Source organism: Arthrobacter sp. P4_F10, from assembly GCF_056401435.1.
The window spans coordinates 294,691-309,224 of the sequence record NZ_JBFUJJ010000005.1 but is presented as its reverse complement, the minus strand read 5'-3'; the positions used below and the strand labels follow the sequence as shown (position 1 = coordinate 309,224).

The 14,534-nt window shown below is 67.2% G+C and carries 15 protein-coding genes; 7 read left to right on the top strand and 8 right to left on the bottom strand.

Annotated features, from left to right (window positions below; genetic code table 11):
- Window positions 1-15: 15 nt before the first annotated feature.
- The 3 genes from AC1DR1_RS08700 to AC1DR1_RS08690 all read right to left on the bottom strand — a co-directional run bounded on the left by AC1DR1_RS08700 (window position 16) and on the right by AC1DR1_RS08690 (window position 3,797).
- Window positions 16-1,545 carry an ABC transporter substrate-binding protein gene (locus tag AC1DR1_RS08700; protein WP_476992449.1) on the bottom strand — a complete coding sequence of 510 codons (1,530 nt, stop codon included), beginning with the start codon at window positions 1,543-1,545 and terminating at the stop codon, window positions 16-18.
- Between the two features lie 328 nt (window positions 1,546-1,873).
- Window positions 1,874-2,881 carry a Gfo/Idh/MocA family protein gene (locus AC1DR1_RS08695; RefSeq protein ID WP_476992448.1) on the bottom strand — a complete coding sequence of 336 codons (1,008 nt, stop codon included), beginning with the start codon at window positions 2,879-2,881 and terminating at the stop codon, window positions 1,874-1,876.
- Between the two features lie 67 nt (window positions 2,882-2,948).
- Entirely contained in the window at window positions 2,949-3,797 is an 849-nt protein-coding gene (locus AC1DR1_RS08690; protein ID WP_364747045.1) for a sugar phosphate isomerase/epimerase family protein, read from the bottom strand.
- Window positions 3,798-4,029: 232 nt separating this feature from the next.
- Between AC1DR1_RS08690 and AC1DR1_RS08685 the strand changes: the two genes are divergently transcribed.
- Together AC1DR1_RS08685 and nadE are read left to right on the top strand one after the other, a co-directional pair.
- Window positions 4,030-5,055: a LacI family DNA-binding transcriptional regulator gene (locus AC1DR1_RS08685; protein ID WP_364747043.1), complete on the top strand. Its 1,026-nt coding sequence runs from the start codon at window positions 4,030-4,032 to the stop codon at window positions 5,053-5,055.
- Between the two features lie 227 nt (window positions 5,056-5,282).
- On the top strand, window positions 5,283-6,104 hold the full coding sequence (nadE, locus tag AC1DR1_RS08680) for an ammonia-dependent NAD(+) synthetase (RefSeq protein WP_229995093.1): 822 nt from the start codon (window positions 5,283-5,285) through the stop codon (window positions 6,102-6,104).
- 23 nt (window positions 6,105-6,127) lie between these two features.
- On the opposite strand, the gene AC1DR1_RS08675 is transcribed toward nadE, so the two are convergent.
- Window positions 6,128-7,033 (bottom strand): NADP-dependent oxidoreductase, encoded by a 906-nt coding sequence (locus tag AC1DR1_RS08675; RefSeq protein ID WP_229995094.1) that lies wholly within the window; start codon window positions 7,031-7,033, stop codon window positions 6,128-6,130.
- 263 nt (window positions 7,034-7,296) lie between these two features.
- On the bottom strand, window positions 7,297-8,067 hold the full coding sequence (locus tag AC1DR1_RS08670; RefSeq protein WP_229995099.1) for an IclR family transcriptional regulator: 771 nt from the start codon (window positions 8,065-8,067) through the stop codon (window positions 7,297-7,299).
- Window positions 8,068-8,289: 222 nt separating this feature from the next.
- Here AC1DR1_RS08670 and AC1DR1_RS08665 point away from each other — a divergent pair, with 222 nt between their 5' ends.
- From AC1DR1_RS08665 to AC1DR1_RS08655, 3 genes are read left to right on the top strand one after another with little or no spacing between them, the layout of a single operon-like run.
- On the top strand, window positions 8,290-9,036 hold the full coding sequence (locus AC1DR1_RS08665; RefSeq protein WP_229995095.1) for a CoA transferase subunit A: 747 nt from the start codon (window positions 8,290-8,292) through the stop codon (window positions 9,034-9,036).
- Window positions 9,037-9,081: 45 nt separating this feature from the next.
- Window positions 9,082-9,792, top strand: a complete 711-nt coding sequence (locus AC1DR1_RS08660) for a CoA transferase subunit B (RefSeq protein WP_229995096.1) — start codon at window positions 9,082-9,084, stop codon at window positions 9,790-9,792.
- Window positions 9,789-10,979: an acetyl-CoA acetyltransferase gene (locus AC1DR1_RS08655; RefSeq protein WP_476992447.1), complete on the top strand. Its 1,191-nt coding sequence runs from the start codon at window positions 9,789-9,791 to the stop codon at window positions 10,977-10,979. The genes AC1DR1_RS08660 and AC1DR1_RS08655 overlap by 4 nt, the downstream gene beginning before the upstream one ends.
- Window positions 10,980-11,092: 113 nt before the next feature.
- Here AC1DR1_RS08655 and AC1DR1_RS08650 read toward each other — a convergent pair whose 3' ends face one another.
- From AC1DR1_RS08650 to AC1DR1_RS08640, 3 genes are all read right to left on the bottom strand, one after another.
- Window positions 11,093-11,611, bottom strand: coding sequence for an ankyrin repeat domain-containing protein (locus AC1DR1_RS08650; RefSeq protein WP_356815803.1), 519 nt, complete (start codon window positions 11,609-11,611; stop codon window positions 11,093-11,095).
- Window positions 11,601-11,789: a hypothetical protein gene (locus AC1DR1_RS08645; protein ID WP_356815805.1), complete on the bottom strand. Its 189-nt coding sequence runs from the start codon at window positions 11,787-11,789 to the stop codon at window positions 11,601-11,603. Before AC1DR1_RS08645 ends, AC1DR1_RS08650 begins: the two co-directional genes overlap by 11 nt.
- Before the next feature lie 109 nt (window positions 11,790-11,898).
- A complete protein-coding gene (locus AC1DR1_RS08640) occupies window positions 11,899-12,480 on the bottom strand; it encodes a GlcG/HbpS family heme-binding protein (protein ID WP_229995100.1) in 582 nt (193 codons plus the stop codon).
- Between the two features lie 218 nt (window positions 12,481-12,698).
- Here AC1DR1_RS08640 and AC1DR1_RS08635 point away from each other — a divergent pair, with 218 nt between their 5' ends.
- Together AC1DR1_RS08635 and AC1DR1_RS08630 are read left to right on the top strand one after the other, a co-directional pair.
- Window positions 12,699-13,904: a sensor histidine kinase gene (locus AC1DR1_RS08635; RefSeq protein ID WP_476992446.1), complete on the top strand. Its 1,206-nt coding sequence runs from the start codon at window positions 12,699-12,701 to the stop codon at window positions 13,902-13,904.
- On the top strand, window positions 13,901-14,527 hold the full coding sequence (locus AC1DR1_RS08630; RefSeq protein WP_229993498.1) for a response regulator: 627 nt from the start codon (window positions 13,901-13,903) through the stop codon (window positions 14,525-14,527). The genes AC1DR1_RS08635 and AC1DR1_RS08630 overlap by 4 nt, the downstream gene beginning before the upstream one ends.
- Window positions 14,528-14,534 lie beyond the last annotated feature (7 nt).

Genomic DNA, 14,534 nt, shown 5'->3' with positions numbered 1-14,534 from the left:
GTTACCTGGCCCGTACTACTTGGCGGGTGAGTAGTTGTAGATCGAGGGAACGGCCATCTGGATCTGCGGCGTGACGTCGATCTTGGCGTTGTGGTAGTACATCTGGTTCACACGGAACAGCGGTGCGAACCATGCCTGCTCCACCACGTACTTGTTGACTTCCTGGGCCAGCTTGCCAGCATCCTTGCCGCCGTTCTGGACGGCATCGATCTTGGCCTGGAGTTCGGGTGTGGTGGTCTTGAAGGGGTTGTAGAGCGCCTTGGTGGAGATGATCTGGTTGATGGCCACCCACGGCTCACCCTGGAAGAGTGAGAAGTACATGCTGGTGAACTTCTGGGCTGCGACATCGGTGGTGTAGGTGTTCGTGATGGCGGAGCCCACTTCGAGGGTGACCCCGACGTCAGCCAACTGCTGCTTGATCACTGCCAGCTGCGTTTCAAACCCGGGTACGCTCGGGACCTGGAGTACCAGTCCGGCCTCGTAGCCTGCTTCTTTCAACAGTGCTTTGGCCTTGGCCGGATCGTACGGGTACTTGTTTTCGAGCTCCTCAACCCAGGCGCCGCTGGCCTTGCCGAAGGGCTGGGACGTCGGGGTGCCTTGACCCAGCATGACCTGGTCCAGGATCGTCTTGCGGTCAAACGCGTAGTTGATGGCCTGGCGGACGCGGACGTCCTTCAGTCCGGGGTTCTTGGCGCCGTCGCGGTCGAATAGAGTCAGGCCCTGCCAGTCCACCTCGGTCGCTGCCAGTTTCATCTTTGCGCCCTCTGCCTGCTTGCCGGTCTTGGGATCCAGCAGCGTGGCGTCCACCTGTCCGGAAACCAGGGCATTGGTCCTGGCAGTCAGGTCAACGAGGATCTTGAAGGTGACCTTCTCGAACTTCTGAACGTCCTTATTCCAGTAGTCCTTGCGGGCGGTGAACACCGACTGCGAGTCTTTGACGGTGGCGGCTTTGTCCATGACATACGGGCCGCTGCCCACGGGCTCGGTCTTGATGCCTTCAGTGCCCAGCGCCTTGGGGCTGCCCATCAGGCCCGCGGCCTGGCTGAGGTAGAACTCCAGCGAGGGATCGGGCGCCGTCAGGTCGAGCTCGATGGTGTCAGCATCCACCACTCTGACCCCTGAGACCGCGGTGAGCTGGGCCATCTGCGGGCCATTCGCCTTCTTGAAGTGATCCAGGTTCGCCTTGGCCGCGTCGGCGTCGAACTTGGCCCCGTCGCTGAAGGTCACGTCAGTCCGGAGATCAACGGTCAGCTTGGTGTTGGCGTCGTTGTACTTCCACGCCGTGGCCAGCATGGGGCTGAGCTTGCCGTCCGGTTCCCGCAGCAGCAAGGAATCGTATGCTGCCTGGTACGGCTGCAGGAAGTGTCCTACGTGCGCCTGGGCCGGGTCCCAGGAACGGATTTCCTGTACTGCACCCAATGTCAGCGTGGTTGTTTTGGAGCCGGCAGCGTTGTTGGCGCCCGAGGCGCCGCCGCCACAGGCGGTGAGCGCGAGGGACGCGCTGAGGATGAGGGCAGCAGCTGCTGCCTTGGGACCGAACTTCATTGTTGGCTCCTTTGGATCGCTTGACGAGGTCCGTTTCACGGGACGTTTGCGGCGGCTCTGTGGCCTGGGCCACAGAGCCGCTTGTGGGTTCAGCGTACGTTGGGTTGCCACATCTGGCAACCGGTTGTCATAACCTTTTTGAATTATTGCGGAACGGGGGTGGTTGGGCCGCACGACGGCGCGCCGGAAGCGCGCACGCACTGAGGCGGGGGCGCCCCGGCGGGCACGGTTGGGCAGCCGCGTAGTTGGGGCAATGGTGTAGCTGGGCAGCCGCGTGGCGCACAAGAAGTCCGCACGCGGGCTGGGAACGCCGCGGGGAGGCGTCCGGTTAGGACACTTTTTCCTCAGAGCCGGGGTAGGCCTGCCGGTAGAGTTCCTTCACGATCCGCAGCGACTTCGCCCCTTCGGCGGCGTCAATCCAGAACGGGCCCGGCTGCGCCAGTCCGGCATAGAAATCTGCGATCAGCAGGGCATGCGAAACACCCCAGTAGGAACGCCCGCCCGAGCCGATGGCGCGCTCACGCACCACCTCGCTGCGCCCGTCGTCGTAAGTGACCGTAAGGTCCCCGCGCAGGCTCAGCATTGCCGTCTCGGTACTGATGTCCAAGGTGACCGGTGCGTTGAGGGTGTTGGCGAGGGTGGCGTAGAAGACGCTGCGCGCGCCGTTGCTGTGGAGCGCGGCAAACTCTGCCGTGTCTTCCACCTCGATGGCTTCTGCCAGCGCATGGGTCGAGGCGCTGCCGGCGAGCGCGACGACGTCGCCCATCAGCCACTGCAGCAGGTCAACGGTGTGGATGGCCTGGTTCATCATCAGGCCCCCGCCGCCCTCGCTCCAGCTTCCGCGCCAGGGCCGGCTGAGGTAGTAATCAGGTTGCCGGTGCCACATGACCGTGGCCGAGGCTCCCAGCACCTTGCCCAGTTCGCCGGAGTCCAGCAGCCGGCGCATTGCCTGCACCGGGGCGTTGTAGCGGTTTTGGAAACACAGCCCAATTTTCGCCGTGCTTTCAGCAGCAGCGGCCAGCAGCCTTTCACCCTCGGCCAAGGTGTGCGCCAGGGGCTTTTCCAGCACCACGTGGACGCCGCGGCGCAGGCATTCGATGGCGATCGCTGCATGCTCGTGATGCGGGGTGGTGATGTGCACGACGTCCGGGTCGGCCGCCTCGAGCATGTCGCGGTAGTCCTCGAAGCCGGGGACCCCGTGAGCCTCCTGCGCCGCGGCGCGGCGCGCCGGATCCGTGTCGCAGACCGCCACCAATTCGGCGTCGGCCATTCCTGCAAGTGCTTCAAAGTGAACGATCGACACGTCGCCGCAGCCGATGATTGCCGCCTTTGGCATCCGGAGCTCCCTACTTCTTTAGTGGTGGCTTCTTCAGTGGTGGTGCATTCCTGCTAAACGGGTTCGATTAGACGAGTTCGATCTGGTTCTTGGCGGCCAGCGCGGCGAAGGCGCGCGCCGCGGTGCCGAAGGCCACCGGGCCCGAGAAGCCGCCCAGTTCGTGGGCGCTGGCCAGATGGGGTTCCAGCGAGGCGAAGCCGGCGTACCCGTCCGCCTTGAGGGCGGCGATGGTGGCGTCGAGCTCGCCATCGCCCTCGCCGGAGGGCACCACTTCCCCGGTGGCGGCGAGCGCGTCCTTGACCTGGAAGTACTCCAGGTAGGGGCGCAGCATGGCGTAGCCCTCGGTGTAGGGCTTGACGCCCACCTGGACGAAGTTGGCGTTGTCCCACGCGATCCGGAGTGCGGTTGAGTTTACGGACTCCATGATGTCCAGCACGCGCTGCGGCGTATCGCCGTAGATGCCCTTTTCATTCTCATGCAGGAGCACGACTCCGGATTCCGCGGCGAGCGCCGCGAGGGCGCCCATGCGGACCAGGACGTCCTCGCGGATATCTTCAGCGCTGCGGCCCTCGGCTCGGTAGAAGGAGAAGATGCGAACGTACTTTGTCTCCAGCCCCTTGGCCACCGAAATGATCTGGCGGAGCCGATCCAGTTCATGCTCCACCGGCAGGCTCACGTCCACCTTGCCGATGGGGCTGGCCACAGCCGAGACCTTGAGGCCCTTCTCATCGAAGATTTCCTTCAGCCGGGCAACCTGTTCGGGCTCAAGCTCGGAGACATTGGTGCCCCAGGCGCTGCGCACCTCGATGTGGCTTGCGCCCAGTGCCAGCAGCACGGCCGCCTGAACTGCCGGGTCCGGATCTATTTCGTCGCCGAAGCCTGAAAGCGACCAGACTGCGGTTGATGTGTTGCTCACGCGGATCTCCTGGGTTTCGCGGCCGCCGCGGGCAGCTTCCGGCTCCAGCGCGGTGACGCAGTTCACAAATGGTGTACACCCAGTTTAGTCAGTGCCGCAATCAAATGACAACCGATTGCCAAATGTTGGGAATCTGTGACATTCTTTGCTGACCGGTTCTGTGGCGGCAGTCACAGGGCCGCCCTTCCGACCCGGCCGTACGGCCCGGCCACCACGTTCAGAGAGGAGCGCCGTGGCGACGACGCAACCAGCAGCAGTGGACCGCCCGGCCACCATCCATGACATTGCCGCTCTCTGCGGCGTGGCGGCCTCCACCGTTTCCCGGGCGCTCTCCACCCCGGACCGCGTCAACATCAGGACGCGGCAGCGGATCGAGGCGGCCGCGGCCCAGCTGCACTACACCCCCAACAGCCAGGCGAAGGCGCTGAGTTCCGGCCGCACGGGCGCAGTGGGAGTCCTGGTTCCGGATATCACCAACCCGTTCTACTTCGACCTCATCAGGGGCACACAGCTCCAGCTCAAGGCGGCCGGGTACACCCAACTGCTGGTGGATACGGAGGAATCCGACGAGGTGGAGGCCAGCACCGTGGAGCAGTTGCGCAAGAGCGCTGACGGCATCATCGTTGCCGCATCCCGGCTCAGCGACGAAGCCCTGCTGGACGCGGCGGCGAAGATGCCCATGGTCACCATCAACCGTGACGTGCCCGGCGTTCCCGCGGTCCTGATCGACACACCGGCCGCCACCAGCCAGGCGCTGGACCACTTGATCTCGCTGGGACACACCCGCGTGGCCTATGTGGCTGGCCCGCCGACGTCGCAGTCCAGCGAACGGCGGTGGACTGCGCTGTCCGAGGCAGCCGAGGAGCGCGGCGTGGAGGTGCGCCGGCTGGGTCCCTTCGCCCCCAAGACGCAGTCTGGCGCAGCAGCCGCGGACGCCGCCGTACACAGTGGAGTCACCGCCTGCATTGCGTTCAACGACCTCATCGCGATCGGCATGCTCCAGCGCCTTCGCGAACGCGGCATCCGCGTCCCCGAGGACATGAGCATTGTGGGCTGCGACGACATCTTTGGCGCCGACTTCTGCAACCCGCCGCTGTCCACCATGGCCTCCCCAATCGAACAGGCCGGCCGCGTGGCGGTCTCCATGCTGCTGGCCCAGCTGAACCCGCTCGCCGGCGGCGGCACCCGAAGCCGGTCCGTGATGCCCACCCACCTCACGGTCCGCGGCTCCACCGGACCGGCGCGGCAGGCGTCGTGATGGCGTACGCGGTTTCCGCTGCGCAACCTGGCGGGCGCGGCGCAAAATACCCTGCGCTACGGGTATCTCCGCAGCGCCAACGGTTTGGCGCAGCGCCAGCGGTTTTGCGCAGCGCAGGGTATGGTGCCGCAGCGCCAACGGTGGTGCGCAGCGCCAGTGGTGGTGCGCAGCGCCCAGCTGACAGTCACAGTTGAGCGTTGTTGACAGCGCTGGCTAGGCTGAGGGTCATGCGTGAACTCCAGGCGAAGATCATCGAAGAAATGGGCGTGCAGCCCCGGATCGACCCTGCCGGGGAGGTGCGCAAACGCGTGGCGTTCCTCAAGGAATACCTGACGGCCACCCACACCAAGGGCTTCGTCCTGGGCATCTCGGGCGGCCTGGACTCCTCCCTGGCCGGCCGGCTGGCCCAGCTGGCGGTTGAGGAACTCGAGGCCGAGGGCACCGAGGCGAATTTCGTGGCCGTCCGGCTCCCCTACGGCGTCCAGCACGACGAGGACGACGCCCAGGCTGCCCTGGACTTCGTGCGCGCCAAGACCGAATGGATGTTCAACATCTCGGCCGCGGTGGACGGCTTCGAGGACGAATTCCAGAAGACGGTGGGCACGGAGATTTCCGATTTCCACAAGGGCAACACCAAGGCCCGGACCCGGATGATTGCCCAGTACGCCTTGGCCGGTGAGCACAACTATCTGGTGATCGGCACGGACCACGGCGCCGAATCCGTCACCGGGTTCTTCACCAAGTTTGGCGACGGCGGCGCGGACATCCTGCCGCTGTTCGGCCTCAACAAGCGCCAGAACCGCGCGCTGCTGGCCGAACTCGGGGCGCCGGCCCGGATCTGGGAAAAGATCCCGACGGCGGACCTCCTGGACGGCAAGCCCGGCCGCACCGACGAGGACGAGCTCGGCCTGGGCTACGACACGATCGATGACTACCTCGAGGGCCGCGACGTACCGGATGCCGCGGCCGAACGGATCGAGGCAATGTATCTGCGGACCCGCCACAAGCGCACGGTCCCGGTGACGATTTTCGATACGTGGTGGAAATAGCCTGAGCCCCGCTGAGGTTCCAGTTACGGGATCAGCACGAGCTTGCCCCGGACATGGCCTGCGCGGCTGATGCCCAGCGCCCGGGCCGCATCGGTGAGGGGAATCCGCTCCTGGATGCTGAAGCGGAGCTTTCCATCGGCGGACAGCCGGGCCGTCTCCGCTACCCGTCCGTCCAGCAGCCTGACCGGCGCAATTCCGGCAGCGTTGGCCTCTTTGCCAGGCACAGTGGTCACCGCGGCGCCGTGGCCGCCGAGCAACTGGACCGTCGCTGTAGTAGTCTCCTCGCCGCCATAGGTGTCCACGACGGCGGTGATGGTGCCCAGGGAGCGGACGCGTTCCACGAGCCCTTCGCCATAGGCCACGGGCTCGGCGCCGAGGCCGCGCAAATAGTCATGATTCTGCTCTGACGCGGTGCCAATGACCCGGGCGCCGAGGTGCCGCGCGATCTGGACTGCCGCCGAGCCGACCCCGCCTGCTGCGCCGTGGATGAGGACCGTGTCCCCCACGCCAATGCCAAGCTGGACCAGCGCCGAATACGCTGCGCCGCCGGCTATCGCGACGCACGCCGCCTGCTCAAAATCGATGCCCGCGGGCTTTGGCGTCAGCTGGCTGGCCGGAAGATTTGCCACGGCGCGGTAGCCTCCGGAAATGCCATTCCAGATGACCTCGTCGCCCACCTCGAACCCGGTCACGCCGGGGCCGACGGCGGTCACCGTTCCTGCCGCCTCACAGCCGGGAACTGCGGGGAAGTCCAGGGGAAGGTACCGATCCAGGTAGCCGGCAACGACTTTCCAGTCCACCGGATTGACAGCGGCGGCGCGGATTCCCACCTGGACCTCGCTCTCCCCCGGAGCCGGCAGTTCCTCCTCGCCCACAGTGACGAGGTCCGGGCTGCCATAGTGATCGAAAGAGATCTTGATGTTTTTCATGAGGCTGCGCTCCTTCGGCTCGACGCGATGGTGAGCTGTGCTGCCAGCTTCTGGCACAACCGGCGCCTGCGCAAGAGCCTCGAGACCAGGTGAACCGTCCGAGGTAGCCTGAGCCGAACCGGGGCACTTTGAACCCTGGCTGGACCGTTTCGGCCTCAATTGCCGACGTGTCCGCGTCAAAGTGCCCCACGATGGCCGGGCGGCGATCGAGCGGCGGGCAGCGCCGTCGAGATTCAGGCCCTTGGCGAGGGTCAGGCGCCTGGCTAGCCCTGCAGCAGCGTCGAGATGCGGTGGGCCTCGTCCATGAGCAGCCGCCCCAGCTGCGGGCGCCTGTCTTCCCGGAAGCGTGGCTCGATGCCGGTGAGGGACAGTGCCCAGGCGGGGCGGCCCCGCTGGTTGAAGACCGCCGCGCCCATCCCCCAGCTGCCTTCCAGGACCAGCCCCGGGTTGACCGAATAACCGGCCTGCCGCGTCGCCTCCAGATTCTGCCTGACACGGGCTTCGGTGTGCGCAGCCGCAAAACTGCCGGCGTGCGCTGCCCAGTCCGCGAGCAGTTCCTCCTGCTCTTCTGGCGGCAGGAAAGCCATGATGGCGGTGCCGGCGGAGGCAACCCCGAGCGGAAACCGCACGCCTTCATGCAGCACGAAGGAACGGACCGGGAAGCTGCCTTCCTCCCGGAGCAGGCACACCGTTTCGTTGCCGCGGCGGATGGAGAAGAACGCACTCTCGCCGGTCTCTTCGGCCAGGCGCCGGAGGCTCGGCCTCGCAATGTCCTCCAGGGGGAAACGCGCCGAGGCCACGGACCCCAGCAGCAGGATCTCCGGGCCCAGGACCCAGTTGCCGCTGCCCGGATCCTGGTCCAGCAGGCCCTCGGCCGCCAGGGAGCTGAGCAGACGGTGCACCGTGGGGCGCGTCAGCCCCGAGTCGCGCACCAGCTCCACCAGCGGGGAGCCTTCCGGCTTCTGGCCCACGATCCTCAGCAGGGCCGCGACCCGGCTCACCACCTGGGCGCCCTGCACGGGGACGGAGTTCATCATTTTCCTCGCGATTCCTCGGAATAGATCCACATTGTGGACACCGATTAGCCTACCGTCCACACTGTAAAAATGCACCAGTCCAAGCGGAAATTCGGCGTTGACAGTGCTTCACGCCACACCATAGGCTCCTTCTTCAGAAGAATAGTCCACAAAGTGGATCACGGCGGCGGGCTCCAGGCCCCGCCCGCCGGTGGCTCAAAAGCTCAATGAGGAGATGCAATGTCAAAGGTGAAATCCGGGGCAGCAGCCGCCCTGCAGGACGTGTTGCGGGACGGCATGACGCTCGCCGTCGGCGGTTTCGGCCTCAGCGGGATCCCCGCTGACCTGATCGAGGCAGTGCGGGACTCCGGGGTGAGGAACCTGACGGTGGTCTCCAACAACATGGGCGTGGACGGCAAGGGCCTCGGCATACTGATCGAAGGCGGCCAGGTCCGCAAAGTCATCGCGTCCTACGTCGGGGAAAACAAGCTCTTCGCCGAGCAGTACCTCGCCGGCCAACTGGAGGTGGAGTTCACCCCGCAGGGCACCCTAGCCGAGCGGCTGCGTGCCGGTGGCGCCGGCATCCCGGCCTTCTACACGAAGACCGGTGTTGGCACCCTGGTCGCCGAAGGCAAGCCGCTGGCGGAGTTCGACGGCGAGACTTTCGTCCTGGAACGCGCCATCAAGGCCGACGTCTCGCTGGTCCACGCCCACACCACCGACACCGACGGCAACCTGATCTACCGCTACACCGCCCAGAACTTCAATCCGGTGGTGGCTACGGCCGGCGCAGTGACGGTCGCCGAAGCCGAAGTGATCGTCGAGCCCGGCCAGCTGGACCCGAACCACATCATCACCCCCGGCGTCTTCGTCCAGCGCCTGGTCCAGGCCAGCGGCCGCGTCAAGGACATCGAACAGCGCACCGTCCGCCCCCGCCGCGATGCGGAAGCAGAAGCGGCGCAAGCGGCATCCGCCGTCACCGTCTAATCCGGCCTGCGCGCCGCCCACCCACACCTTTTCAGGAGAATCACCATGGCTTGGACCCGAGATGAAATGGCCGCCATCGCGGCCGAAGAACTGAACGACGGCGACTACGTCAACCTTGGCATCGGCATCCCCACGCTGGTGGCCAACAACCTGCCCGACGGCGTCCGCGTTGTCCTGCAGAGCGAGAACGGGCTGCTCGGCATGGGCCCGTTCCCCTACGAGGGCGAGGAAGACGCCGACCTCATCAACGCCGGCAAGCAGACCGTGACCGTTCTGCCTGGCGGCAGCATCTTCGACTCCGCGACGTCCTTCGGCATGATCCGCGGCGGCCACGTCAAGGTCGCGATCCTCGGCGCCATGCAGGTCTCCGGCGCCGGCGACCTCGCCAACTGGACCATCCCCGGCAAGATGGTCAAGGGCATGGGAGGCGCCATGGACCTCGTGGCCGGCACCCCGCGCGTCGTGGTCCTGACGGAGCACAACGCCAAGGACGGCACCGCCAAGATAGTCAGGGAATGCACGCTGCCGCTCACCGGGCTCAGCTGCGTGGACCGCATCATCAGCGACCTCGCGGTCTTCGACCTGGTGAAGGACGAACAGGAAACAGGCGCCGGCCGGCAGCTGACGCTGACCCGGCTGGCCCCCGGCGTCACCGTGGAGGAGATCCGCGCAAAGACCGAGGCAGAGTTCGGCGTCGGCCCGGAGCTCGAAGGAACCCTTGAGATCGAAGAAACAGTGGAGGTGGCAGGCGCATGAGCCTGAAAGACCAGTTCGGCAAGGATGTCCTGCTCATCGGCTGGGGCCACAGCCGCTTCGGCAAGCTGACCGACGACACCCTCGAGTCCCTGATCGTGCAGGTCGCCACCGAGGCGATCGGCAACGCCAGGATCGAGGCCGGCCAGATCGATGAGATCTACCTCGGCCAGTTCAACTCCGGCATGATGCCGCTGGCCTTCCCGTCCTCGCTCGCGTTACAGGTCTCGGACCAGCTGGCCAACGTGCCCTCCACGCGGGTCGAGAACGCCTGCGCCTCCGGCTCGGCCGCGTTCCAGCAGGGCACCAAGTCCCTGCTGGCCGGCACCGCGAAGACCGTCCTGGTGATCGGTGCCGAAAAGATGACGCAGGCCGGGGCCGACGTCGTGGGCGCGGCCCTGCTCGGTGCGGACTACGACATGGCCGGCAAGGCCTCCACCACTGGGTTCACGGGGCTCTTCGCCGAGGTCGCGAAGCACTACGGGAAGCGCTACGGCTCTGGCAGCCTCGGCGACGTCCTTGGCACCATCGCGGCGAAGAACCACCGCAACGGCGTCGACAACCCCTACGCCCAGCTCCGCAAGGACCTCGGCGAGGAGTTCTGCCGCACCGTCTCGGACAAGAACCCGATGGTGGCAGATCCGCTGCGCCGCACCGACTGCTCCCCCGTGTCCGACGGCGCCGCCGCCGTCGTCCTCAGCGTCGCGCCGACCGGGGGCGTCACCGCCCCGGTCCGGCTCGCCGGCTTCGGCCAGGCGAACGACTTCTTCCCGGCCGAGCGCCGGGACCCGACCGAATTCGCCGCCACGCGGGCTTCCTGGCAGCGTGCCCTGGGGATGGCCGGCGTCGGGCTGGAGGAGCTCGACTTCGCGGAAGTCCACGACTGCTTCACCATCGCCGAACTGCTGATGTACGAGGCCATGGGACTGACCGAACGCGGCCAGGGGGCCCGGGCGCTCGAGGAAGGCTGGGTCTTCAAGGACGGCAAGCTGCCGGTCAACGTCTCCGGCGGGCTCAAGGCCAAGGGCCACCCCGTCGGCGCCACCGGCGTCTCCCAGCACGTCATCGCCGCCATGCAGCTCACCGGGACGGCCGGCGCCATGCAGCTGGCCAACCCGCGCCGGGCCGCGGTGCAGAACATGGGCGGCGTGGGCATCGCCAACTACGTCAGCGTGCTCGAAGCCGTCTAGCCGGGGACGGACACCAAGGCGCCGCCGAACCTCCCCACCTTTGACCGCCTTGACCGGCGCGTTCCGGGCCGCCGCGCGGCCACCGGCGGCAAAGGTGGGGAAATTCCGCACCGTCACCGCGGCTGGTCCCGCTCCCGGATCAGCTTCGCGATGGCGCCGAAGCCCAGGCGTTCCGCGTTCTCCAGGGCTGTGCGGCCCTGGGGGTCACGGATGCCGGAGTCTGCGCCGGCTTCGAGGAGCTGGCGCACCACCTCCTGCTGCCGTGGCCCGCCATTGTTGAGCAGGACGGCTTCCTGCATGGCCGTCCAGCCCAGGCTGTTGACGTGGTTCACGGGCACGCCCGCAGCGATCAGGATCTTTACGGTGTCCACGTGCCCGTGTTCGCTGGCGGGAATCAGCGCCGTTCCGCCGAAGCGGTTGGTGCTCCGCACGTCCGCACCGGCGGCCAAGGTCAGCTGGAGCACCTCGTTGAAACCCTCTGCACCTGCGTAGAGGAACGCCGAGTCCTGGAGGGCGTCCTTGGCGTTGACGTTGCCCCCGGCCCGGATTAGCTCCGCTACAGCGCCGGCATCGTTGGCTTTCGCGGCCCGGATCAGCCTCTGGTCGAGGTCAGCCTGCGCCTCAGGGGACAAGGCGGGACCGGTGGACGGCGTTGCCGCGGCCGTTGGTGGACTTGCCGACGGCGCTGCCGCGACCGTTGGAGGACTTGCCGACGGCGCTGCCGCCACCGTTGGAGGACTTGCCGGCGGCGTTGCCGCGACCGTTGGAGGACTTGCCGACGGCGCTGCCGCGAACGGGCCGGGATCCCAAGCCTGTTGGCAGGATGCCAGGCAGGCAGCCAGGACTGTTGTTGCGATGACCGCCACGGATACCTGCCGTGCCCGCCGCCATGCCCTGCACCGCTGCATGAACCCAGCGCCTACTTCGAGGCCCCGGCAGCGATGGCCTCGGCCCCGGCACTTGCGCAGCCTTCGTCCAGCATGCCATCCGGGGCGCCGCCCACGCCGATCCCGGCCACGGAGACCCCGTTGACCTTGAGCGGGACTCCGCCGGCCAGGAAGAGGGTGCCGGGGAGGTCCGCGATGCTGGGTCCGTTGCCGTTAATGCGCTTGGCAAGTTCGCTGGTGGGCGTGCCGAAGGCGGCAGCCGTATAGGCCTTCTGCTGCGCCGCTTCAATGGTGTGCTCGGCAGCATTGTCGCCGCGGAGCAAGGCCTGCACTGTCCCGAACCTGTCCACCAAGGCCACCGTGACGAACGGCAACTTGTCCACCTGGCACTTGGCCAGAGCGGCCTTGACCGCGTCAGCGGAGGCGCCGACGCTGATCCGGTTCTGGGCAACCACGGTTTCGGGAACCGGCTGGATGTCGACGGCGGGAACAGCGGCGGGAGCGGCGGCCGCCGGAGGAGCGCCGGCTGGGGTGCCGGCGTTGGCTGCAGCCGTCAGCCCGCCCGTCAGGAGCAGTGCTCCGACGGCAGCGGAAGCGGCGATTTTCTTGGACATCTTCACGAGTACTCCTAGGAATCAGGTTCTGGGGACTGCCCGGATTCGTGCCCCGGGCCTCGAATCCATGCTTCCCTTTAGGACCTGGCAGGGCATCGGGCGTTAGTCTGCCGCAACCTCCCCCATCGGGCTGGGCGTATCAGCCAAAAGGCTGAGAGACCAGTAACGGCGCGGGTCATAGCATGGTGGGTAGCACTCCTCCACCGGAACCGGACCCCATGCCCTCCCCTTCACCAGCCCTCCCCACGCCGGGCCCCTCCACCGTCCCGCACAACACCGCTGCCGGAAGCGGCCCGCTGGGCCGGATTGACGCCGTCGTCCATCTTGGTTTTGCCGTCCTGCTGGTGGCGTCGGCGGTCCGCTACGTGATGCGGCACAGCCCGGCGGACAACCTGTGGGTGCTGGCCCTGGCCGCGGCGGTGTGTTCGCTGTACGCCGTGATCGCCGTGCTCTCGCAGCGGCGCCGGCCGTGGGCGGTGTGGATGTTCGTCCTGGTGGCGCTTTGGGCGGTGCTGGTGATCGCGGCGCCAAGCTTCGCGTGGTGCTCGTTCGCGCTGTTCTTCTTGTGCCGGACCGCCTTCAGCGGCCCCGTGGCGTACCTCGCGGGAGGCGCGACGGCGGCAGCCACCGCCGTGGGGCTGTTCCGGCTCAGCGGCGGCAGCGATATTGCCATGCTCCTGGGGCCGCTGGCCGTCGGCGTCATGCTGACGCTGATCTACACCCGCATCGAGCACGACGCCACCGAACAGCGCCGGCTGCACGCCGAGGTGTCGCTGGCGCAGGGCCGGCTGGCGGCCAGCGAGCGCAGGGCCGGCACGGTCGAGGAGCGCGAGAGAGTGTCCCAGGAAATCCACGACACCGTGACGCAGGGCCTGGCAAGCAGCCTCCTCCTTTTGGAAGCCGCGAACAGGTCATGGCCCAGCCCGGCGGCGCGCGCGGACGTCCAAACCGTCAGCGGAATGCTGCGCCGGAACCTGGCGGACACCCGCAGCCTGGTCCACGAGCTCGCCTCCCCCGGGCTGGACACGGCCCCGCTTCCGGATGCCCTGCTTCAGGCGGCGTCCCAGTACGTCCCAGGGGTGCGTCTGCTGGTCACGGGCGAGCCGCGCCCAGTCCCCGCGGATGTCCGGCACGCGCTGCTCCGCGTGGTCCAGAGCGCCGCGGCCAACATCAAACTCCACGCAGCGGCGGCCAGCGCCACGGTGACGCTGGGCTTCCTGCCCGGCGCCGTCACGCTGGATGTTTACGACGACGGCGCCGGCTTCGACCCGCAGTCGCTGGCACCGCCGTCGGACGCGGGAGGTTACGGGCTCCGGGCCATGCGCCAGCGGGTGGAACGGCTGGGCGGCGTATTCTCGGTGGAAAGCACCCCCGGCGAAGGAACCATCGTGGCCGCGCAACTGCCAACTGCGGAGGAACAGTGAATCCGATTACCGTCCTGCTGGTGGACGACCATCTGGTGGTGCGCAGCGGGCTCAGGGCACTGCTGGGAACGCAGCCCGATATACAGGTCGTGGCCGAGGCGGCCTCCGGCGAGGAGGCGCTGGTCCAGATGGAGCAGCTCGGTCCCGCCGTGGTGGTGATGGACCTCGCCATGGGGCCCGGCATGGACGGCATCGAGGCCATCAAGCAGCTGCGCCGCCGCAACAGCAGGCAGGCCGTCCTGGTGTTCACCACCTACGATTCGGACGCTGACATTGTCCGCGCCGTTGACGCCGGCGCCATGGGCTACCTGCTCAAGGACGCCGCGCCAGAGGAGATCTTCGCCGCGATCCGGGGGGCGGTCCAAGGCAAGAGCGTGATGAGCGCGCCGGTGGCGTCACGGCTGTTCCAGCAGCTGCGGAACCCGGACGAAATCCTGACGCCACGCGAAGCCGAGCTGCTGAGCCTGCTGATCGAAGGCCTCAGCAACCGTGAGCTGGGCCAGCGGCTGTTCATCTCCGAGGCCACCGTGAAAACGCACCTGGCGCACATCTATGCCAAGCTCGGAGTGGAAACCCGGGCCGCAGCGATCGCCACCGCGATCCGCCGCGAGGGCATGCGCTAGCGGCCGC